This is a genomic window from Pseudomonas sp. ok266 (genome assembly GCF_900110195.1).
GTDB classification, from domain to species: Bacteria; Pseudomonadota; Gammaproteobacteria; order Pseudomonadales; family Pseudomonadaceae; genus Aquipseudomonas; species Aquipseudomonas neuropathica.
Genome location: NZ_FOCU01000012.1, coordinates 105,470 through 126,711, shown reverse-complemented (window position 1 = coordinate 126,711; position 21,242 = coordinate 105,470). Strand labels below are relative to the sequence as shown.

Below are 21,242 nucleotides of genomic sequence, written 5' to 3'. Positions count from 1 at the left end.
GAAGAGCGCGAGTGTTCGCCCTGTTTCCCTGGCGCACGATCAAGCTTGAACATACCGGACGCAGGCGTCAGCCGAAGCATATTTTTTTTAAGGTCTGTAGCAACAAACTTACTAATTTATCTATCCCGACGCTTTGCACATGATCACTTCAACAAGAAATGCGCCGCCCGTGCCGGCGCTTGCCGAAGTACGTCCACGTACTCATCCTTGCCTTGGAGTTCGTCATGGCTACCCCAACAGCATCCTCCGCTCCGCTGATTGAAAAACACACGATAGGATACGTGCCCCCCGAAGATCGCCACGGAAAGGTCAGGGATCTGTTCACGCTCTGGTTCGGCGGCAATATCGCGCCGTTGCCCATCGTCACCGGTGCACTGGGCGTGCAGTTGTTTCACTTGAATCTGCTCTGGGGCATCGTCGCGATTCTCGTCGGCCATCTGGTCGGCGGCGTGTTGATGGCGCTGCACTCGGCGCAAGGCCCGCAGATGGGCATCCCGCAGATGATCCAGAGCCGTGCGCAGTTCGGCTCCCTCGGCGCGCTGTTGGTGGTGTTGATTGCCGGCGTCATGTACATCGGCTTTTTCGCCTCCAACATCGTGCTGGCCGGCAAGTCGCTGCATGGCGTGGTCGACAGCGTTCCGGTGCCGGTCGGCATCGTCATCGGCGCAGTCGGTTCGGGAGTCATCGGCATCATCGGCTACCGCTTTATCCACGTGCTCAACCGCATCGGCACGTGGGTGTTGGGGATCGGCATCGTTGTCGGTTTCGGCTACATCTTTACCCACATTCAAACCGATGATTTCCTCACTCGCGGCAGCTTCAACCTGTCCGGCTGGCTGGCCACTGTGTCGTTGGCGGCGTTGTGGCAGATCGCGTTTGCGCCTTACGTGTCTGATTATTCGCGTTACTTGCCGGCGGACGTTAAAGTCTCGTCGACGTTCTGGACCACGTATCTGGGTTCAGCGCTGGGGTCGAGTCTGGCGTTCATCTTCGGTGCCGTCGCGGTGCTGGCAACGCCCGTCGGCATGGACACCATGGACGCGGTGAAACTCGCCACCGGTTCCATTGGCCCGCTGATGCTGGTGCTGTTTCTGCTCAGCGTAATCAGCCACAACGCCCTCAACCTCTACGGCGCGGTGCTGTCGCTGATCACCCTGGTGCAAACCTTCGCCTACCGCTGGATTCCTACCGCCAAAAGCCGTGCGGTGATCTCGATCATCGTGTTGCTGGCCTGCTGCTTTGCCGCTGTCGGCGCCTCGAAAGACTTTATCGGCCACTTCGTCGACATGGTGCTGGTGTTGCTGGTGGTGTTGGTGCCGTGGACGGCGATCAACCTGATCGACTTCTACGCAATCCACAAAGGTCAGTACGACATCCAGTCGATCTTCCAGGTCGACGGCGGCATCTACGGCCGCTACAACCCGCAGGCGTTGCTGGCTTACGCGATCGGCATCGCCGTGCAGATCCCGTTCATGAACACGCCGCTTTACGTCGGCCCGGTGTCGGCGCACATCAACGGTGCGGACCTGTCCTGGCTGGTGGGGCTGCTGGTGACCTCGCCGCTGTACTTCTGGCTGGCCAATCGGGACACCTCCTATCGTCGGCGGATGATGGGCGGGAAACTGGCGAGCAGTCTGTGATTTTGACCTGATGAACAACCAAGGCCCGCCCAGTGCGGGCCTTGTCTATTGCGGTGTGGTATTACTTCAGGCCTGACGATTATTGGGTAAGGGAAATCCAATGCTGCGAATACTGGGTAAAGCCTCATCGATCAACGTGCGCAAAGTCCTGTGGACTTGCGCTGAACTGCAGATTCCTTTCGAGCGTGAAGACTGGGGTTCGGGATTCAGATCGACGCACGATGCGCAGTTTCTCGCGCTCAATCCCTGTGCCATGGTGCCGGTGATTCAGGACGGCGACTTCACGTTGTGGGAATCGAACACGATCATTCGTTATCTGGTGTCGCGTTATGACGGTTTGCACCTTTATCCGACTGACGCGCAAACCCGGGCGCGGGTTGATCAGTGGATCGACTGGCAGGCATCGGAGCTGAATCGCTCGTGGTCGTACGCGTTTCTATCGCTGGTGCGCCAATCGCCGGAACATCAGGACAGCGCCGCATTGTCAGCCGGTTGCCGCGACTGGGCGCGAAACATGGCCATCCTCGACCGGCAATTGGAAAAGACCGGCGCTTACGTCAGTGGCGAGACGTTTTCCCTGGCGGATATTCCCATCGGGCTGTCGGTGAACCGCTGGTTCGAAACCCCACTGGCTCACCCGGATTTTGCCGCTGTGAAAGCCTATTACGAACGTTTGAGCCAGCGCCCAGACTACTTACTGCACGGTCGCAATGGCACGCCGTGATCGCGGTTATTTGCTTTTGAACGCCTCACGCCGCGCCTGCCGTTCGGCGGCGTAGGCTGCTTGTGGCTGGCTGACCAAATCTTGCCGACGCAACGGTTCACCGCAGTGCTCGCACAGCGGCCCGAGACCGGCGCTGTGGTTGCAGTTTTTGTGGGTCATGTTCACCGCCAGCCCCTCCTCCGGTGATTTGCACCAAGTCTCTCCCCACGCACGCAACGCGATGATCACCGGATAGAACGCCTCGCCCTTCGCGGTGAGGTGGTATTCGTAGCGTTTCGGCCGTTCGTTGTACAACCGGCGCTCGACCAGCCCATCCGCTTCCAGACTTTTCAGACGCGCGGCGACCATTTGCGGCGTGCCGCCGGTCTGCGCCTGAATCTCGTCATAGCGATGATTGGCCATGAACAACTCGCGCAAAACCAGCACGGTCCAGCGGTCGCCGACGATCGTCTCGGCCCGGGAAATCGGGCACAGCGTGTCGGGAAGGCTATCGTTTACTGCCATCAGGGCTTGCCTCTTTTACAGTTACTATGATTATCATATCTACACGATGCCGGGACAAGCCCTGTGCACCGATAATCCCATTGCCGGAGCAAGCAGCCATGTCGAATATCCCCTATCCGCTGGACAGAACCGCCTACCTGTTGGTCGATCCGTACAACGATTTTCTCTCGGAGGGTGGCAAGATTTTCCCTTTGATCAAACCCATGGCCGAGCAGAACGGCCTGCTCGACAACCTGCGCAAACTCGACCGCACGGTGCGCGACCTGAACATTCCGGTGGTCATCGTACCCCATCATCGCTGGGAAAAAGGCGACTACGAAACCTGGGACCACCCGACCCCGACCCAATGCAAAATCATGCACATGCATCATTTTGCCCGGGGCGAATGGGGCGGCGAATGGCACCCGGATTTTGCGCCGAAGGACGGCGACATCGTGGTTCAAGAACACTGGGGTTCCAGTGGTTTCGCCAACACCGACCTGGATTTTCGCCTGAAGCAGCAAGGCATCACCCACGTAATCATCGTCGGCCTGCTGGCCAACACCTGCATCGAAGCCACCGCGCGCTATGCCTCGGAACTGGGCTACCACGTCACCCTGGTCCGCGATGCAACAGCGGCCTTCAAAGCGGAAATGATGCACGCCGCCCACGAACTCAACGGCCCGACATTCGCTCACGTGATTGCCAGCACCGACGAACTGATTGCCAACCTCAAATCCCAAGGTGAATCGAAATGAGCCTGACCGGCCATTTGCTGATCGGCGCGGCGGATGTCGCCGCCACCGAAGGCACGATGAAAGCGCTGAACCCGGCCACCGATCAACGGATAGAACCGGACTTCGCTTTCGGCGGTGCGGCCCAGGTTGATCAGGCTGCAACACTCGCCGATGCCGCGTTCGACCACTACAGCCACACCTCGCTGGCCGAGCGTGCCGCGTTTCTCGAGAGCATCGCTGACAACCTCGATGAGGTGCGCAGCGAACTGACGGCACGCGCGGCACTGGAAACCGGGCTGCCCGAAGCTCAGCTTGAGGGCGAAGCTTTGAGAGCCGCGATCCAGTTCCGCCAGTTCGCCGATGTGGTGCGCCGGGGCCGCTTTCTACAACTGGCGATCGACCCGGCACAACCCCAGCGTCAGCCGCGTCCACGGATGGATCATCGCTTGCAAAAAATCGCCATCGGCCCGGTGGCGATTTTCGGCGCGAGCAACTTCCCGATTTCCTACTCGGTGGCGGGTGGCGATACCGCGTCAGCATTGGCGGCCGGCGCTACCGTGATTCTCAAGGCGCACAACGCCCACCCCGGCGCCTCGGAAATCCAGGCGCGAGCCATTCGTAAAGCCGTGCAGGCGCATGGCTTGCCCGAAGGCGTTTTCTCGATGGTGCGTGGCGGCGGCAATGCCATCGGCGAAGCGCTGGTCGATCATCCGTTGATCAAAACCGTGACCTTCACCGGCTCCGAACCGGGTGGCATGGCGCTCTATCGCCGTGCGCAATTGCGCCCCGAGCCGATCCCGGTGTTCACCGAAATGACCAGCGTCAACCCGACCTTCATCCTGCCCGAGGCGCTGGCGGCTCGCGGCGCCGAAATCGGCGACGGCTTTATCGAGCGCATGCTGGTCAACGTCGGGCAGGCCTGTTTGTGTCCGTCGATCCTGATCGCCATCCGTGGTGCGGGGTTTGAAGAGCTGCGCAACGCCATGTGCAAACGGGTCAGCGCGGCACCGGCGCGAACAATGCTGACGCCGGGCATTCATGGTGCCTACGTCGAGGGTCTGATTGCGATGGAAGGTGCCGGCGCGCAGGTGATCGCGGCAGGCACGCCGGCCGATGCCACATTCGCTGGACGCGCTGTGTTGCTGGAAGTCGAGGGCCACCAATTGCTCAGCGAGCCGGGGTTGGCCCACGAAGTGTTTGGCCCGTCGGCACTGTTGGTATCGGTCAGTGATGAAGCTGAGCTGCTGGCAATCGCCCGTTCGTTCAAGGGACAGCTCAGCGCGGCGATTCACCTTGAAAGTGTCGATCTGGGATTGGCGCGGCGCCTGCTGCCGATTCTCGAACGCCGCACTGGACGCATCGTGGTCAACGCCTTCGCGCATCCACAGGAAGTGACCTTTGCTACGGTGCACGGCGGCCCTTTTCCGGCTACATCGGACAGCCGCTTCACTTCCGTGGGCATGACCTCGATCGAGCGCTTCTTACGGCCCGTGGCTTATCAGGGGTTTCCGGATGAGTTGTTGCCAGAGGTGTTGCGCGAGAGTAATCCGCTGAATCTGCCGCGCAGCATCGACGGGCAATAACGGCAACCCAGTGCGCGGCAGACGCGATCATGCATCTGCACGCACCACCCCGCGCTCTTCCAGCAAGCGCACAAACATACTCAGACTGCGCGATACCGTGCCCCGCCGCCATACCAGCCACGTGGTCAGATAGCGAAAATCCGCCGCCAATGGCCAGACGCTGACGGTCGCGCTGCCGGGCATGCTCTGCAGCATTTTGCGCGGCATCAGCGCCAGCCCGGCGCCTGCACTGACGCAGGCGAGCATGCCGTGATAGGACTCCATTTCGAAAATCTTGCCCGGTACGGCGGCGTCGGTGCTGAACCATTTTTCAAAGTGGTGACGGTAGGAACAGTTGGAACGGAAGGCATAAATATTCTCGCCGTTGACATCCGCCGCGCGCTTGACGGGCGCGTGGTTGAGCGGCGCGATGATGACCATTTCTTCCTCGAATGCCGGCACACCTTCCAGCGTCGGATGCAGCACCGGGCCGTCGACAAACGCTGCAGCCAGACGCCCGGACAGCACGCCGTCGATCATCGTGCCCGAGGGGCCGGTCGAAAGGTCGAGATCGACCTTGGGGTGCAACTGGTTGTACGCCGCCAGCAACTCGGGAATGCGCACCGCTGCCGTGCTTTCCAGCGACCCCAGCGGAAACGCGCCTTGCGGTTCCTCCCCCGCCACCGTTGCCCGGGCCTCTTGCACCAGATCGAGAATCCGTCGCGCGTATTCAAGAAAACTCCACCCGGCCGGCGACAGGCGCAAACGGCTTTTCTCACGGATAAACAGATCAACGCCCAGATCCTGCTCAAGCTGCTTGATCCGCGTGGTCAGGTTCGACGGCACGCGATGAATCTGCGTGGCGGCGGCGCTGATGCTGCCGTGCTCGGCAACGGCTTTGAAGATTTCCAGCTGCACCAGATCCACAGTCATTCTCCAATCGTGAAAGAAACGATCTTTATTATTCAGTTTCCAGAAAACAAACACCACCCTACTCTAGGCCCATCCGACGAACATGCAGGACGATGCCATGAGCCAGATTTCCAGCCAGACCCACGCCATCTCGATCAACCCCGCCACCGGCGAGCAGATCGGTCACTACGCGTTTGAATCCGCCACTGCCCTTGACGCTGCGCTGACCCGCGCCGCCTATGGCTTTGGCAAGTGGAAGCGCAAGCCGCTGCAAGATCGCTCGCGCTTGTTGAGCGCCCTGGCCGGTGCGTTGCGTGAAACCAGCGAAGCCATGGCCACGATGATCACCCAGGAAATGGGCAAGCCGATTGCTCAGGCCCGTGGTGAAATCGAGAAATGCGCCAAGCTCTGCGAGTGGTACGCCGAGAATGGCCCGGCCATGCTTGACGCTGAACCGACCCAGGTTGAAGGCGGCAAGGCGCGCATCGAATACCGTCCGCTCGGCCCGATCCTCGCGGTAATGCCGTGGAACTTCCCGATCTGGCAAGTGCTGCGCGGTGCCGTGCCGGCGCTGATCGCCGGCAACACTTACGTGCTCAAACATGCGCCGAACGTGATGGGCAGCGCCTATCTGCTGCGCGACGCCTTCACCCGCGCAGGTTTCGCCGATGGCGTGTTTGAAGTGATCAACGTCACCCCGGAAGGCGTTTCCACTGCCATCGCCGACTCGCGTATCGCCGCCGTGACCCTGACCGGCAGCGTGCGTGCCGGCATGGCCATCGGCGCTCAGGCCGGTGCCGCGCTGAAGAAATGCGTGCTGGAACTCGGCGGTTCCGATCCGTTTATCGTGCTCAACGACGCCGATCTGGATGAAGCCGTGCAAGCCGCTGTGATCGGTCGCTATCAGAACTCCGGTCAGGTCTGCGCAGCGGCCAAACGATTGATCATCGAAGCAGGCGTGGTTGAAGAGTTCACCCGCAAGTTCGTCGAGGCTACGCGTAAATTGAAGGTCGGCGATCCATTGTCCGCAGAGACCTACATCGGCCCGATGGCACGTTTCGACCTGCGTGACGAACTCGATCAGCAAGTGCGCGACACCCTGGAAGAAGGCGCCACCCTGCTGCTCGGCGGCGGCAAGTCGCAAGGCCCGGGCAACTACTACGAGCCGACCGTGCTGGCCGACGTCACCGACCGCATGACCTCGTTCAAACAGGAGCTGTTCGGCCCGGTGGCCTCGATCATCACTGCCCGCGATTGTGCGCACGCCGTGGCCTTGGCCAACGACAGCGAGTTCGGTCTGACCGCGACGATCTACACCGCCAACGTGGCACTGGCCCAGCAACTGACCAGCGAACTGGAGACTGGCGGCGTGTTCATCAACGGCTACTCCGCCAGCGACCCGCGCGTGACCTTTGGCGGCGTGAAAAAGAGCGGTTTCGGACGTGAACTGTCGCACTTCGGCGTACGCGAGTTCTGTAACGCGCAGACCGTGTGGCTGGATCGTAAATAATCCAGACACCGGAAACCCCTGTAGGAGTGAGCCTGCTCGCGAAGAGGCCGGCCCAGTCAACATCTCCATTGTCTGACTCACCGCTTTCGCGAGCAGGCTCGCTCCCACAGGGATTCGCAGACAGATTGAAAATAGCTGGCTTGGCACAATCCAAAGTGGGAGCGAGCTTGCTCGCGAAGAGGCAATATCAGTCAAGACATCCGTTGCTGACTCACCGCTTTCGCGAGCAGGTTCGCTCCCACAGGGATTCGCAGACAGATTGAAAATAGCTGGCTTGGCACAATCCAAAGTGGGAGCGAGCTTGCTCGCGAAGAGGCAATATCAGTCAAGACATCCGTTGCTGACTCACCGCTTTCGCGAGCAGGTTCGCTCCCACAGGGATTCGCAGACAGATTGAAAATAGCTGGCTTGGCACAATCCAAAGTGGGAGCGAGCTTGCTCGCGATGAGGCAATATCAGTCAACACATCCGTTGCTGACTCACCGCTTTCGCGAGCAGGCTCGCTCCCACAGTGGGTTTATGCTGCAGCCTGTTGTGGCTCGGCGACGCTGCGATCTTTGCTCAACAACCCCAGCACCACCGCCGCCGATGCGAGGGTGATCACCGTCAGGATGTGCAGCAGATACTGAAACGCCGCCGCATAACCTTGCACCAAACGTTCATTGGCCAGACCTGGCACGGTGTTGATCGCATGCGCCATATCGCCGGTGGTTACCCGGTGCGCGGTCTCGGCGATCAGCGACGCCTCAGCGCTGCCTGTCACTGCGTGCAGGGCACTCGACAGATCGGCGTGCAGCAATGACGCCAGCAGCGCCGCGACAATCGCCAATGCAATCCCCTCACCCGCCACTCGCACAGTGCTGAAGATGCCCGCCGCCATGCCGGCGCGCTCTTTCGGCACGACACTGACCGACAAACCATCCATCAGCCCCCACGGTAAACCGGCGCCCATGCCGATCAGCAGCATCGGCACCACCAAGGCGATTTTCGGCTCACCGACGTTGTACAGACTCAGCCAATGCAAGCCCACAGCGGCCATCAGAAATCCGGCACCGGACAAGATGCCGGCGGAAACGAAGCGCGCCAGCGATGCGGCCAGCATCGGCACCACCAGCATCGGCGCCGACAACGCCAGTAACAGCAGACCGGCGTCGATCTCGCTCAGCCCCTCAACGCCGATGAAGCGCAGCGGTAACATCACCACCAGCACGATGTAGCAGAAACAGGTGCCGATCGGCAGCATCTGCACGCCGATGAATCGCGGATAACGAAACAGCGTCAGATCCAGCATCGGCCGTTCGACACGCATCTCGACGATCACGAAGGCGGCCAGCAGCACCGCCGAAGCGCACAGCAAACCGAGCACAAGTGGACTGTTCCAACCACTGTCCGGCGCCTGGATCAGGCCAAACGTAAACAGCGCCAGCATTGCGCTGAACAGCAGCGTGCCCGGCCAGTCCAGCCCTTTGGCGTGCGGATCGCGGGTTTCACGCATGCGCGGCACACCGAAAACCAGCGCGATGATTCCAATCAACGCAGTAAAGACAAAAATCGCCCGCCAATTGAATGCCTCGATCAACGCGCCGGCCACCAGCGGACCGAAAGCCAGACCAATGCCGAACGTAGTGCCGAGTACGCTGTACGCTCGAGTCCGGGCATGCCCTTCAAACTCTTGCGCCAGCGCCGCCGAGCCGCAGGCCAGCGCCGCCGCCCCCGCCACACCTTGTACAGCGCGCAATACATCCAGCCAGAACACCGAAGGCGCCAGACTCTGCGCAAACGACGCGGCGGTAAACAGCAACATGCCGAAGGTGAACAGGCGTTTGCGTCCATACACATCAGCCAACGCGCCGGCGGCCATCAGCAAACTGCCGAACGACAACATGAACGCATTGGTGATCCAGGTCAGCGCCACCGGGCTGCCGCCCAGGTCCCGGCCGATGGCCGGTGTCGCCACCGCACCGCCAGTAAAACTTAACGGCAGGACCAGTGCCGAGAGGCACACGGCCGCGAGTATGAGCAACTTGTCGCGCGCTCCGTGCGGCTGAGTCAAAGCGTTCATCATTCCATCCTTTGAGCAATCAAAAAGCTGCATAACGCAGCGAATAAGGCGCGAAATCCGCAGAAAAATCCACCACCGTTTCCAGTCGATAAAAAAGAAAGCGAGCAGCCTCAAATCTGGTCGACGTTGATGCGACTTTAAAGCCGTGCTACTGATGCGATAATCCCAACAAATTTGCATGGCTTTGTGAAAGGCATTCACAGATGAAAACCCCTTCAGCGGCAGATCTTTCGGTATTTCTCTGCACCGCTCAGCAGTTGAATTTCAGCAAAGCGGCAATCGAGCTAGGCCTGACGCCGTCCGCGTTAAGCCATTCAGTAAAGGCACTAGAGAATCGTCTAGGCGTGCGCCTGTTCAATCGCACCACCCGCAGCGTGGCGTTGACTGAGGCTGGCGAACGCCTGTATGCCCGACTGAAACCGGCATTCCGCGACATCGACGATGCTTTGGAAGACCTCAACCATTTCCGCGATAAACCCTCGGGCAACCTGCGCATCACCTGCGGGCGGCAAGCCTGCGAACTGGTGTTGCTGCCGATTGCCAGTGAGTTTTTGCTGGCCTATCCGGACATCCGCCTGGAAGTGGTGGAAAGCGATGCACTGCTGGATATCGTCGCCAACGGTTTTGATGCCGGCGTGCGCTTCGGCGATCGTCTGGAAGCCGACATGGTGTCGCTGCCGATCGGCCCGACAATGCGTTCGGTGGTGGTCGGATCGCCAGCCTTTTTTGCACGCCACGCAGCACCGCAAAAGCCCGAAGACCTGCACGGACTGCCGTGCATCCGCCACCGCTTTCCCAGCGGCTCGATGTACCGCTGGGAACTCGAACGCGGCGGCATCGCCCAGGAAATCGAAGTCAACGGCCCGTTGACCCTCGGCGATGTCAGCCTGATGGTCGGGCCCGCGCTGCAAGGGCTGGGCCTGGCCTATGTGTTCGAAGACATGGTCAGCGAACACTTGGCCAGCGGGCGTCTGCTGCAAGTGCTGGGAGACTGGTGCCCGTTCTATCCGGGCCTGCACCTGTACTACCCGAGCCGGCGTCATGTGCCGGCACCGCTCAAAGCGTTTATCGACTTCGTGCGCAACCGGCGTTAGGAGCTTACAAGTACTTCAGCCAGGCGATGTCGCGGCGCCGCGCCTTCAACGCCGAAAACCAACGCACGGCCGGGAACAGTGCAATCGCCAGAATGACTGCGGCCAGCCAGATTGCCGAGACGGACGAAAAACCGAAATAGCTACCCTGATTCAGCCCGAACAAAGCCACGCCAATCAGGTACAAAACCTTCAACGCGTACAGATGCAGCAGATAGAAAAACATCGGCGCCGAACCGAACACAGTCAGCCAGCGAATCCAGCGACGATCCTGCAAGCGCTCGAAGGCCAGCAGCAGCAACAGCCCGGCGCCCACGGTCAGCGCGATAAACAACAACGACGGCGGGTACTTGGTGATGTTGAAAAAACTCATCAGGGTTTGCACCGACGAGTCACCCACGGCCCATGGTTTTTCGCCATAGCCGTTGATCAGCCGCAACCCGACAAAACCGAGCAGTCCGGCGCTACCCGCGATCAGCAGCTGCCACTGACGCAAACCCGCCTCAACGCCGCGAGCAAACCACGGCCCCAGCGCATAACCCAGGCCGATCACACCGATCCACGGCAGTAACGGATAGGAGGTGCGCAGGCGCAGATTTTCACTGACTTCGATCCAGCCACGATCATGCAAAATCGCCCACGGCACATGCAGCGCCGACTCCACCGGGAAATGCACCGCGTCGAGCAGGTTGTGTCCGGCGATGATCGTCAGGCTCAACGTCAGCAACAGCCAGCGCGGCAGCCACACCAGCAGCGACAGGGCGATCATGCTCAAGCCGATCGCCCAGATCACTTGCAGATAAATCACACTCGGTGGCAGTTGGAAGGTCCACGCGAAGTTCACCAGCGTGAACTCCAGCACCACCAGAAACAGACCGCGTTTGAACAGAAACGCACTGACATCGGCCTTGCCTGCGTACTTTTCGCCGAACAACCACGCCGACAATCCCGTCAGCAGCACGAACACTGGCGCACACAGATGCGCCAGCGTGCGACTGAAAAACAACGCCGGTTCAGTGCTGGCAATGTCCATCGGGTCGGCGACCTGGCGGTGCAGCAAAAAAGTTTCGCGCACGTGGTCCAGCAGCATGAACAGAATGACCAGGCCTCTGAGGGCGTCAATGGACAGCAGCCGGCCAGTGGGCGAGGCAGAATGGGGGAGCGCAATTGTCATGAGCGTTTCGCAATCGAAGGGTTAACAGCGGGCGCCGACAAGGACTGCCCTGAAAACGTTGCGTTACCTTATAACACTAAAAAGCAAAATCCAAAACCCAATCGATAGCAATTCTCAGAAAACCGCAGCCGATCACACCGTCCAGGTTGCCCAATAGCCTCAGGCTTCTATAGTGATCAGGTCCCCCTGCCCTTGCGGCCTGTTGTCGAGCGTTGTCCATGGTCAACACCGAACACCTGATCATTTGCGAGCACTGCGACTGCGTGTACGAAAAAGCCGTGCTGGCCAAACACCAGAAAACCTCGTGCGTGCGTTGTGGCGGCGTGCTCCAGCGCTTCAACGGTTTGACCGTCGAACAGCGCCTGGCCCTGACCTTCACGGCGGCGATGCTGTGGCTGTTTGCCAATTTCTATCCGGTGATGAGCATCAGCCTCAAAGGCCTGAAAAACAGTGCGACGCTGTGGGATTCGGTGCTGGCGCTGAGTCAGGGGCCGATCACCTTCATAGCGATGGTTGCGGCGATTTCGATCATTATTGCCCCGGCATTTCAACTGGTCCTGCTGACCTGGGTGCTTAGCTTCGCGCTGTCATCGCGACGCGCACCGGGGTTCAAGTTGTGCATGCGCTGGCTGGAAACCCTGCGGCCGTGGAGCATGCTCGAAGTGTGCCTGCTGGGGGCGATGGTCGCGGTGTTCAAACTGGCGGGATTGCTCGACGTGTTGCCCGGCATCGGCCTGTTCGCATTGGCCGTGCTGAGTTTGATGATGATCAGGATTGCCGGCCGCGATATCCGCGACCTATGGGATATTCCATGAACCGACCCGCGACTGCCAGCGAACTCAACCTGTGCCTGTGCCACAGCTGTGGCCTGGCTTGCGACATGACCGACGAGCCGCATGAATGCCCGCGCTGCGATGCGCCGCTGCACCGGCGCAAGACCAATTCACTGGCGCGCACCTGGGCCTATATGCTCGCGGCGCTGGCGTTTTACGTGCCGGCCAATCTGCTGCCGGTGATGAACACCACCATGCTCGGCAGCGGCGCCGACAGCACGATCATGAGTGGCGTGCTGGAGTTCTGGCAGCATGGCGCGTGGGACATCGCACTGATCATCTTCATCGCCAGTATCGCCGTGCCGGGCGTCAAGTTCGTCGCCCTGTCGCTGTTGTTGATCACGGTGCAACGCGACAGTGGCTGGGCACGCCGGGAGCGCTCGAAAATGTTCCGCTTCGTCGAGCTGATCGGCTACTGGTCAATGCTCGATGTGCTGGTGGTCGCACTGGTCGCAGCGTTGGTGAAGTTCCAGACACTGGGCGATATCGAACCGCGACCGGGCATCCTGTTCTTCGGCATGGTCGTGGTGCTGACCATGCTCTCGGCAATGAGCTTCGACCCCCGGCTGATCTGGGACAACGCTCCGGACGATGAACCGCTCAGCGACGCAGAGCCGTCAACAACACCTGCAACGGATGGCGCAGTGCCTGATCCGACTGGCGCTTGACCTGACTGCGGCAGGAATACCCCGTGGCCAACGCTTCACCCTGCTCTGCCGGCGCCGCCACCTGACGGGCCCACGACTGCTCGTAGATCACCGCTGAGGTTTCGCGGTTGCGCGCTTCGTGGCCGTAGGTCCCGGACATGCCGCAGCAACCGGTGGCTTGCGTGGCCAGTTTTAACCCTGCGCGCTCGAACACCTGTTCCCACTGCCGAGTCGCGGCCGGGGCGTTGGTTTTCTCGGTGCAATGGGCGAGCAGTCGGAACGAGGCGGTTTTATCCTGCGCCGCCTGCTCTGGCATGACCTTGAGCAACCATTCCTGCACCAGCGCCACCTCCGGGCATTGCTCCATGCCGGGGACTTTCAGGTATTCCTGGCGATACACCAGCGTCATCGCCGGATCGAGGCCCAGCAACGGCACACCGATGTCCGCCAAATCACGCAACTGCCGGGCATTGCGCAGCGCCGCGCGGTTGAACGCCGAGAGGAAGCCTTGCACATGCAATGGCTTGCCGTTGGCGCTGAACGGCGCGAGATACACCTGATAACCCAGACGCGAAATCAGCTCGACCAGATCAGCCAACAGCGGCGCTTCGAAGTAGCGCGTGAAGGCATCCTGCACGATGACCACACTGCGTTCGCGTTGCGCTGGAGTCAGCGCCGCCAAGGTCGACACCGTCGCTGGCTGCACTTGCCAACGGCGCATCGCCGCGTGGAAATCGAAGCGACTGAGCAACGGCACATCGATCATGCCGCCGACGCGTTCCAGCAGCCCGCGAACCCATGCAGCGCCCATCAACCCGTTATACAGCGCCGGAATCCGCGCCATGTACGGAATGCTGTACTCCAGCGAAGCAATCAGATAATCCCGCGCCGGACGCAGATAACGACTGTGATACAGCTCGAGAAAGCGCGAACGAAACTCCGGCACGTTGACCTTGACCGGGCACTGTCCCGCGCAGGATTTGCACGCCAGGCAACCGGCCATGGCGTCGTAGACTTCGTGGGAAAAGTCTTCGGCCTGCGCACGACTGTTGCGCCAGCGCTGCCACAACGTGCTGAAAAACGCCGGCTTGCGAATCGCCTCGGACAATACGTCAACGCCCGCCTCGCCCTGCAAACGGAGCCACTCACGAATCAATGAAGCCCGGCCCTTGGGCGATTGCGCACGCTCACGGGTAGCTTTCCACGACGGGCACATCGCATCATCGAGGTCGAAGTTGTAGCAGGCGCCGTTGCCGTTGCAGTGCATGGCCGCGCCGTAGCTCTGCCAGACTTTTTCGTCTATCTGCCGATCCAGTTCACCGCGCAAAGTGACTTCATCGATTTTCAGCAGCGCCGCGTCGGTGTTGGCCGGGGTGGCGATTTTGCCGGGGTTGAACTGATTGAACGGGTCGAACGCGACTTTCAAGGCTTGCAGCGCCGGGTACAGTTCACCGAAGAAGGCCGGCGCATATTCCGAGCGCAAGCCTTTGCCGTGCTCGCCCCACAGAAGGCCACCGTAACGCTGGGTCAACGCGGCGACACCATCGGACACCGGACGCACCAGCGCCGCTTGCTGCGGATCTTTCATGTCGAGGATCGGCCGCACGTGCAGCACGCCTGCATCGACGTGACCGAACATGCCGTACTGCAAGCCGTGGCTGTCGAGCAGGTCGCGTAATTCGGCGATGTACTCGGCCAAGTGCTGCGGCGGTACCGCGGTGTCTTCAACGAACGGCTGCGGCCGCGCTTCACCGGCAACGTTGCCGAGCAAACCTACTGCACGTTTGCGCATGCCATAGACTTTGTTCACCGCTGCGTGTCCGACCGCCAGCGTGTGGCCCAAACGCTCGACAGTACGGTCGCTGCTCAAGTGCTCGACAAACGCCTCGACCCGGCGTTGCAGCTCTTCGGGATCTTCGCCGCAGAACTCCACCAGGTTGATGCCAAGGGTCGGCCGCTCGGCGCTTTCCGGGAAATACTCGGCGACGCCGTGCCAGACGATGTCCTGCATCGCCAGCAGCAAGACTTTCGAGTCAACGGTTTCGATCGACAAGGGTTTGAGCGCCATCAAGGCGCGGGCGTCGCGCAGTGCGTCCATGAACCCGGCGTAGCGGATATTCACCAACATTGTGTGCTTGGGGATCGGTAAGACATTCAGCCGCGCTTCGACGACAAATCCCAGCGAGCCTTCGGCACCGCAGAGCACGCTGTTGAGGTTGAAACGGTTATCCGCCTCACGCAGGTGTGCGAGGTCATAACCGGTCAGGCAACGGTTGAGATCGGGGAAACGCTGTTTGATCAGTTCACCCTGCTCATCAATGATCTGCCGGGCGCAGCGATAGACCTCACCGACGCGATCTTCGCGGGCGCACTGGGCTTCGAGTTCGCTTTCCTCAAGAGGCAGACCGTGCAGACGCTCACCGCCGCGCAAGATCATGTCGAGTTCGAGCACATGGTCGCGGGTCTTGCCATAGGTGCAACTGCCCTGACCACTGGCATCGGTGTTGATCATGCCGCCGACGGTGGCGCGGTTGGAGGTCGACAATTCCGGGGCGAAAAACAGCCCGGCGGATTTCAGCGCGGCGTTGAGCTGATCCTTGACCACCCCGGCCTGCACCCGCACCCAGCGCTCTTCAACGTTGATCTCCAGAATGCGGTTCATGTGCCGCGACAGGTCGACGACGATGCCGTCCGTCAGTGATTGGCCGTTGGTGCCGGTGCCGCCACCGCGCGGGGTGATCACCACTTGTTGATAGGCCGGCTCGGCGATCAGCCGCGCCACCCGTGCCACGTCATCAGCGTCCAGCGGAAACACCGCCGCTTGCGGCAGGCGCTGATAGATCGAGTTGTCGGTCGCCAGCACGACACGGCTGGCGTAATCGGCGCTGATTTCACCGCGAAAGCCGCTGGCTTTCAGGGCTTTGAGGAACTGCTGGTAATCGCTGGTCAGGGCTTTGGCGGGGGACAGCTGGGCAATCATCGGTCGGTTATCTCGGTCAAATCGGGCCGCGTGGCGGTGAACAGTTGTACGCAACGAATGATTGCGTCAGGCTCCGCCATCTCATGGTGTCCATGTTCATTGCTGGCGAACGCCGGGACAACCGTAAATTCGACCCGCTATTGATGACTTTTACGAATGAATCCGCGCACGCTCACGCCTTCCATGTCGTTATTGCTGGCTTTCGAGGCCGCCGCACGCCACGAAAGCTACACCCGCGCTGCTCATGAACTGTCGCTGACGCAGAGTGCGGTCAGCCGTCAGGTGCAGATTCTCGAGAAAATGCTCGGCATGCGCCTGTTCACGCGCGAAGGCCGGCAAGTGGTGCTGACCGATGTCGGACGGATGTATCAACGCGAACTCGCCGAAGCGCTCGGGCAGATTCGCAGCGCGACGTTGCAGGCCATGGCGTTTGGTTCGGGCATTCACAGCTTGCGCCTGGCAACGCTGCCGACCTTCGGCTCGAAATGGTTGCTGCCGCGCCTGAAGGATTTCTACACCGCGCACCCGGGCATGACCGTGCATTTGCATTCCCGGATCGAAGCGATCGACTTCGATACCAGCGAAATCGATGCGGCAATCTGTGTCGGCGGTGGTGACTGGCCGGGGCTGACCGCCCTGCCCCTGCACACGGAAGAATTGGTGGTGATTGCCAGTGCGCAGCTGTCCGACGCCGAGCGCGACGACGCCGAACAACACATCGCCGGGCAACTGCTGCTCAATGTCAGCAGCAATGCCCAGGCGTGGGCGGAGTGGTTCAGCCATCAAGGTCTGCCGCACCGCAGCATGCGTATCGGGCCGAGCTTTGAAATGACTTCGCACTTGATTCAGGCAGTGCGGGCCAATATTGGCGTGGGGTTGGTGCCGCGGATTCTGGTTGAGGATGAGTTGTTGAAGGGTGAGTTGCTGCAGCTGGGTGAGGCGATTACCAGTCGCCGCAGCTATTACCTGGTGTATCCGCCACGAAATGAGAATTTGCCGTCGCTGAAAGCGTTTCGGGATTGGCTGGTGCATACACTCTGAAGGAATGAGTCGCCCCCTTCGCGAGCAAGCTCGCTCCCACAAAGGATTTGTGAACGCCACAGATCAAATGTGGGAGCGAGCTTGCTCGCGAAGAGGCCAGCGAGCACGACATCAAAATCTCGGCTTTACCGCCCTCCAGTCCGGCTTGTAGCGCTGCATCTGCCGCACATCATCGCGCTGACGAATCCCGCACGTCAGGTACTGATCATGCAGCTTGCCCAACTGATCCCGGTCCAGCTCCAGCCCAAGCCCCGGCGCGCGGGTGATCTTCACGCAACCATCGACAATCGGCAGTTTGCCACCCTTGATCACCTCCTCATCCGGCTCCTGCCACGGGTAATGGGTGTCGCAGGCGTAATCCAGATTCGGCACCGCCGCCGCGACATGCGCCATCGCCATCAGGCTGATACCCAGGTGTGAATTGGAATGCATCGACACACCGAGACCGAACACATCGCACATCTTCGCCAGCGTCTGCGTGTCGCGCAGGCCACCCCAGTAATGGTGATCGGCAAGCACGATCTGCACACTGTTCTGCGCAACGCTGCGACGGAACTCGTCGAAATCGGTGACCACCATATTGGTCGCCAGCGGCAGACCAGTACGCTTGTGCAGTTCGGCCATGCCGTCGAGGCCCGGGGTCGGGTCTTCGTAATACTGCAAATCATCGCCGAGCAACTCGGCCATGCGAATCGAGGTTTCCAGCGACCAGTTGCCGTTCGGATCGATGCGCAACGGGTAACCGGGAAAAGCCTTTTTCAACGCTTTGATGCACGCCACCTCATGCTCCGGCGGCAAGGTGCCGGCCTTGAGCTTGATGCTCTTGAAACCGTACGCCTCGATCATCCGCGCGGCTTGCGCGACGATCTGCTGCTCGCTGAGCGCCTCGCCCCAATTGTCCGGTTTGTACGGCGAATCGACATGCTGCGCATACTTGAAGAACAGGTAGGCGCTGAACGGCACCTCTTCACGAATCGCGCCGCCGAGCAGATCCACCAGCGGCACATTGAGGTAATGCGCCTGCAAATCGAGGAACGCCACTTCGAACGCCGAATAGGCATTGCTCACTGCTTTACTGGCGTGGGAACCGGGCGCCAGTTCGGCACCAGCAATGCTTGCAGGTTTGTTCGCGGCAACGGTGGCCTGCACGATCGCGCGCAACTGGTTGAGGTTGAACGGGTCGAGGCCGATCAGTTGCCCCTGCAACTGCTGCTGGATCGCCAGCGCCGGGGCATCGCCATAGCTTTCGCCGAGGCCGATGTAGCCGTTATCGCTTTCGATCTCGATGATCGAACGCAGGGCAAACGGTTCGTGGATGCCGCTGGCGTTGAGCAGCGGCGGATCACGAAAGGCAATCGGGGTCACGGTGACACGGGTGATTTTCAAGATAACGCTCCTGACAGATCAACAATCAATTCAATGGCTCGCGGCCGGTCTGGCCGTCGCGACAACGGCGGTCTCGTCATGGGGCTTTGCCGGAGTTTTACCCTTGGCACCCGGGGCCGTGCGAGCAAAGAAGATCACCACCGCAGCGACCAGTGACGTCGCCGCCAGGCCATAAAGACCGCCCTCGATGGAGCCGGTGGTTTCTTCGAGGATGCCGAACGCCGTCGGTGCAACGAAGCCGCCGAGGTTGCCGATGGAGTTGATCAACGCGATCACTGCAGCGGCAATGCGCGCATCCAGATAGCTTTGCGGAATCGGCCAGAACAACGCCGACGCAGCCTTGAAGCCGATGGCGGCGAAACAGATGGCAACGAAGGCGAAGATCGGCCCGCCAGTGGTCGACATGAACATGCCGATCGCCGCGATCACCAGTGTCAGCGCGACCCAGGCCTGCTGGAATTTCCACTTGCCGGCCATCGCCGCGAAACCATACATAGCAACAATCGAAATGATCCACGGAATCGAATTGAGCAGGCCGACCTGGAAGTCACCGAGGTTGCCCATCTTCTTGATCATGCTCGGCAGCCAGAACGTCGCGCCGTAAATGGTCAGGGCAATGGAGAAGTAGATGAAACAGAACAGCGCAATCTGCCGATCCGCCAACAGCTTGAACATCGACGGTTTGGCCACTTGCACCGCCTCACGAGCGCGCTGCTCTTCGGCAATTGCCGCCACCAGCGCTTCGCGTTCCTCTTCGCTCAGCCACTTGGCCTGACGCGGATGCGATTGCAGCCAGAACCAGACAAATGCGCAGAGCACCACCGATGCGGCACCCTCGATCAGGAACATCCACTGCCAGCCATGCAAACCCAGGCCACTGATATGCAGCAACGCACCGGACACCGGGCCGGAGATCACCGAGGCAATCGCCGAACCGCTGAGAAACACCGCCATGGTCTTGCCGCGCTCGGAGGCTGGCAGCCATTGGGTGAAGTAATAAATGATCCCCGGAAAGAACCCTGCTTCGGCCGCGCCGAGAATAAAGCGCAGCACATAGAAACTGGTTTCACCTCTAACGAACGCCATGGCCATGGCGGCCGCGCCCCAGGTGAACATGATCCGCGTCAGCCAGACCCGTGCGCCGTAACGTTGCAGCAGCATGTTGGACGGCACTTCGAACAGCGCGTAGCCAACAAAGAACAAACCGGCACCGAGGCCGTAAGCCGCCGCACCGATGCCGAGGTCGGTTTCCATGTGACTGCGCACAAAACCGATGTTGACCCGATCGATGTAGTTGACGATGAACATCACCACGAACAGCGGCAGCACGTGGCGCTTGACCTTGGCGGCGGCACGGGCAAGCACCGTGACGTCCAGCGGACTCTGGAGGGTTTTCAAGGGGCGACTCCCGATCTTGTTTTTTTAGGGATGGCGTAAAGCGATGGGCCGATCATGGACGGCGATCATTGATCCCGTCTAATCTAACTTGGCATTCGATTGATACCCGGATTAGATCAATGTTCGAACTGACTCAACTGCGCTGCTTCACCACCGTCGCCACCGAACTCAACTTTCGCCGCGCCGCTGAGCGACTGAACATGACCCAGCCGCCACTGAGCCGGCAGATTCAGTTGCTTGAGCATCACCTCGGCGTCGAACTGTTTACCCGCAGCACTCGCAGCGTCGCGCTAACGGCTGCCGGTCGGGCGTTCTTCGTCGAAGCACAGAACCTGCTGGAGCGCGCACAGCAAGCAGCCGTCACTGCCCGACGGTTCGCAGAGGGCGACATCGGTACGGTGAACATCAGTTTTGTCGGCAGCGCGGTGTATGAATTTCTGCCTAAGGTGATTGCCGAGGCGCGCCTGAAACAACCGCAGGTGAAAATCGATCTGTCGGAGATGAACACTTACCAGCAGCACGAAGCCCTGCGCGCGCGACGCATCGATTTGGGCATCGCCCGTGCGCCGCTATTGGAGCCTGGCTACGCGACTGAATGCCTGGTGCGCGAACCGTTTGTACTGGCGGTGCCGAGCGGACACCCATTGGCGTCGGCGGCTGAAGTGGCGGTCAGTGATCTGGATAAACAACCGTTCCTGATGTACTCCCATGCCGCGTATCCGCCGTTCAACGAATTGCTCACCGGAATGCTGCGCTCGGCTCGGGTTGCGCCGGATTATGTGCAGTGGCTGGGCTCATCGTTGACGATTCTGGCACTGGTGAATGCCGGGATGGGCCTGGCGCTGGTACCGCGCTGCGCTACCAGTGTGGTGTTCAGGAATGTGGTGTTCCGCGACATTGATCTGGGTGAAGGCGTGCAGAGCGAGCTGCATCTGATCTGGCGCGAGAACAACGACAACCCGGCGTTTGCGATGTTGCTGGAAGCGATTCGCCGGGCGGTGGCTGAGGGTTGGGGCTAAGGAAATACTAGCTCTTCAGCGGTGGTGGAGCGCTCGGTGCTCT

General features: G+C 60.5%; 17 protein-coding genes. 10 read left to right on the top strand and 7 right to left on the bottom strand.

Going from position 1 to position 21,242, the window contains the following annotated elements; translation table 11 throughout:
• Positions 1-224 precede the first annotated feature (224 nt).
• Both BMY54_RS22260 and BMY54_RS22255 read left to right on the top strand, forming a co-directional pair.
• Positions 225-1,640: a purine-cytosine permease family protein gene (locus BMY54_RS22260; protein ID WP_093437518.1), complete on the top strand. Its 1,416-nt coding sequence runs from the start codon at positions 225-227 to the stop codon at positions 1,638-1,640.
• A 100-nt stretch (positions 1,641-1,740) separates the two neighbouring features.
• On the top strand, positions 1,741-2,364 hold the full coding sequence (locus BMY54_RS22255) for a glutathione S-transferase family protein (protein ID WP_093437514.1): 624 nt from the start codon (positions 1,741-1,743) through the stop codon (positions 2,362-2,364).
• A 6-nt stretch (positions 2,365-2,370) separates the two neighbouring features.
• Here the strand turns inward: BMY54_RS22255 and BMY54_RS22250 are convergent, their stop codons facing one another.
• Positions 2,371-2,868: a winged helix-turn-helix transcriptional regulator gene (locus tag BMY54_RS22250; protein WP_093437509.1), complete on the bottom strand. Its 498-nt coding sequence runs from the start codon at positions 2,866-2,868 to the stop codon at positions 2,371-2,373.
• 98 nt (positions 2,869-2,966) lie between these two features.
• Here BMY54_RS22250 and BMY54_RS22245 point away from each other — a divergent pair, with 98 nt between their 5' ends.
• Positions 2,967-3,605, top strand: coding sequence for a cysteine hydrolase family protein (locus BMY54_RS22245; protein ID WP_093437504.1), 639 nt, complete (start codon positions 2,967-2,969; stop codon positions 3,603-3,605).
• Positions 3,602-5,167: an aldehyde dehydrogenase (NADP(+)) gene (locus tag BMY54_RS22240; RefSeq protein ID WP_093437499.1), complete on the top strand. Its 1,566-nt coding sequence runs from the start codon at positions 3,602-3,604 to the stop codon at positions 5,165-5,167. Before BMY54_RS22245 ends, BMY54_RS22240 begins: the two co-directional genes overlap by 4 nt.
• A gap of 27 nt (positions 5,168-5,194) precedes the next feature.
• Here the strand turns inward: BMY54_RS22240 and BMY54_RS22235 are convergent, their stop codons facing one another.
• Positions 5,195-6,073, bottom strand: coding sequence for a putrescine utilization regulator PtrR (locus BMY54_RS22235; RefSeq protein ID WP_093437993.1), 879 nt, complete (start codon positions 6,071-6,073; stop codon positions 5,195-5,197).
• 103 nt (positions 6,074-6,176) lie between these two features.
• Here BMY54_RS22235 and BMY54_RS22230 point away from each other — a divergent pair, with 103 nt between their 5' ends.
• Positions 6,177-7,568 carry an aldehyde dehydrogenase family protein gene (locus tag BMY54_RS22230; RefSeq protein ID WP_093437495.1) on the top strand — a complete coding sequence of 464 codons (1,392 nt, stop codon included), beginning with the start codon at positions 6,177-6,179 and terminating at the stop codon, positions 7,566-7,568.
• Positions 7,569-8,085: 517 nt separating this feature from the next.
• Here BMY54_RS22230 and BMY54_RS22225 read toward each other — a convergent pair.
• Positions 8,086-9,630, bottom strand: a complete 1,545-nt coding sequence (locus tag BMY54_RS22225; RefSeq protein WP_093437491.1) for an MFS transporter — start codon at positions 9,628-9,630, stop codon at positions 8,086-8,088.
• Between the two features lie 203 nt (positions 9,631-9,833).
• Between BMY54_RS22225 and BMY54_RS22220 the strand changes: the two genes are divergently transcribed.
• Positions 9,834-10,724: a LysR family transcriptional regulator gene (locus BMY54_RS22220; RefSeq protein WP_093437487.1), complete on the top strand. Its 891-nt coding sequence runs from the start codon at positions 9,834-9,836 to the stop codon at positions 10,722-10,724.
• Positions 10,725-10,728: 4 nt separating this feature from the next.
• Here the strand turns inward: BMY54_RS22220 and BMY54_RS22215 are convergent, their stop codons facing one another.
• Positions 10,729-11,895 carry an acetyltransferase domain-containing protein gene (locus BMY54_RS22215; protein ID WP_093437482.1) on the bottom strand — a complete coding sequence of 389 codons (1,167 nt, stop codon included), beginning with the start codon at positions 11,893-11,895 and terminating at the stop codon, positions 10,729-10,731.
• Positions 11,896-12,113: 218 nt separating this feature from the next.
• Here BMY54_RS22215 and BMY54_RS22210 point away from each other — a divergent pair, with 218 nt between their 5' ends.
• On the top strand, positions 12,114-12,710 hold the full coding sequence (locus BMY54_RS22210) for a paraquat-inducible protein A (RefSeq protein ID WP_093437478.1): 597 nt from the start codon (positions 12,114-12,116) through the stop codon (positions 12,708-12,710).
• The gene (locus BMY54_RS22205) at positions 12,707-13,396 is read left to right on the top strand and encodes a paraquat-inducible protein A (protein ID WP_093437473.1); all 690 of its coding nucleotides are present in this window, start codon (positions 12,707-12,709) and stop codon (positions 13,394-13,396) included. The genes BMY54_RS22210 and BMY54_RS22205 overlap by 4 nt, the downstream gene beginning before the upstream one ends.
• Here the strand turns inward: BMY54_RS22205 and BMY54_RS22200 are convergent.
• Positions 13,329-16,355, bottom strand: coding sequence for a D-2-hydroxyglutarate dehydrogenase YdiJ (locus tag BMY54_RS22200; protein WP_093437469.1), 3,027 nt, complete (start codon positions 16,353-16,355; stop codon positions 13,329-13,331). The genes BMY54_RS22205 and BMY54_RS22200 overlap by 68 nt on opposite strands.
• 156 nt (positions 16,356-16,511) lie before the next feature.
• Between BMY54_RS22200 and BMY54_RS22195 the strand changes: the two genes are divergently transcribed.
• Positions 16,512-17,396, top strand: a complete 885-nt coding sequence (locus BMY54_RS22195) for a LysR substrate-binding domain-containing protein (RefSeq protein WP_093437464.1) — start codon at positions 16,512-16,514, stop codon at positions 17,394-17,396.
• A 111-nt stretch (positions 17,397-17,507) separates the two neighbouring features.
• Here BMY54_RS22195 and BMY54_RS22190 read toward each other — a convergent pair whose 3' ends face one another.
• Both BMY54_RS22190 and BMY54_RS22185 read right to left on the bottom strand, forming a co-directional pair.
• Entirely contained in the window at positions 17,508-18,782 is a 1,275-nt protein-coding gene (locus BMY54_RS22190; RefSeq protein ID WP_093437459.1) for a glucarate dehydratase family protein, read from the bottom strand.
• Positions 18,783-18,812: 30 nt separating this feature from the next.
• The gene (locus tag BMY54_RS22185) at positions 18,813-20,180 is read right to left on the bottom strand and encodes an MFS transporter (RefSeq protein WP_093437454.1); all 1,368 of its coding nucleotides are present in this window, start codon (positions 20,178-20,180) and stop codon (positions 18,813-18,815) included.
• Positions 20,181-20,299: 119 nt separating this feature from the next.
• On the opposite strand from BMY54_RS22185, the gene BMY54_RS22180 reads away from it, so the two are divergent.
• Positions 20,300-21,199: a LysR family transcriptional regulator gene (locus BMY54_RS22180; RefSeq protein WP_093437450.1), complete on the top strand. Its 900-nt coding sequence runs from the start codon at positions 20,300-20,302 to the stop codon at positions 21,197-21,199.
• Positions 21,200-21,242: the final 43 nt, after the last annotated feature.

Coding starts and splice junctions, on each gene's coding strand:
- BMY54_RS22180 (WP_093437450.1), top strand. CDS start 20,300: ATGTTCGAACTGACTCAACTGCGCTGCTTCACCACCGTCGCCACCGAA.
- BMY54_RS22205 (WP_093437473.1), top strand. CDS start 12,707: ATGAACCGACCCGCGACTGCCAGCGAACTCAACCTGTGCCTGTGCCAC.
- BMY54_RS22260 (WP_093437518.1), top strand. CDS start 225: ATGGCTACCCCAACAGCATCCTCCGCTCCGCTGATTGAAAAACACACG.
- BMY54_RS22245 (WP_093437504.1), top strand. CDS start 2,967: ATGTCGAATATCCCCTATCCGCTGGACAGAACCGCCTACCTGTTGGTC.
- BMY54_RS22240 (WP_093437499.1), top strand. CDS start 3,602: ATGAGCCTGACCGGCCATTTGCTGATCGGCGCGGCGGATGTCGCCGCC.
- BMY54_RS22215 (WP_093437482.1), bottom strand. CDS start 11,895: ATGACAATTGCGCTCCCCCATTCTGCCTCGCCCACTGGCCGGCTGCTG.
- BMY54_RS22200 (WP_093437469.1), bottom strand. CDS start 16,355: ATGATTGCCCAGCTGTCCCCCGCCAAAGCCCTGACCAGCGATTACCAG.
- BMY54_RS22225 (WP_093437491.1), bottom strand. CDS start 9,630: ATGAACGCTTTGACTCAGCCGCACGGAGCGCGCGACAAGTTGCTCATA.
- BMY54_RS22210 (WP_093437478.1), top strand. CDS start 12,114: ATGGTCAACACCGAACACCTGATCATTTGCGAGCACTGCGACTGCGTG.
- BMY54_RS22255 (WP_093437514.1), top strand. CDS start 1,741: ATGCTGCGAATACTGGGTAAAGCCTCATCGATCAACGTGCGCAAAGTC.
- BMY54_RS22220 (WP_093437487.1), top strand. CDS start 9,834: ATGAAAACCCCTTCAGCGGCAGATCTTTCGGTATTTCTCTGCACCGCT.
- BMY54_RS22250 (WP_093437509.1), bottom strand. CDS start 2,868: ATGGCAGTAAACGATAGCCTTCCCGACACGCTGTGCCCGATTTCCCGG.
- BMY54_RS22195 (WP_093437464.1), top strand. CDS start 16,512: ATGAATCCGCGCACGCTCACGCCTTCCATGTCGTTATTGCTGGCTTTC.
- BMY54_RS22230 (WP_093437495.1), top strand. CDS start 6,177: ATGAGCCAGATTTCCAGCCAGACCCACGCCATCTCGATCAACCCCGCC.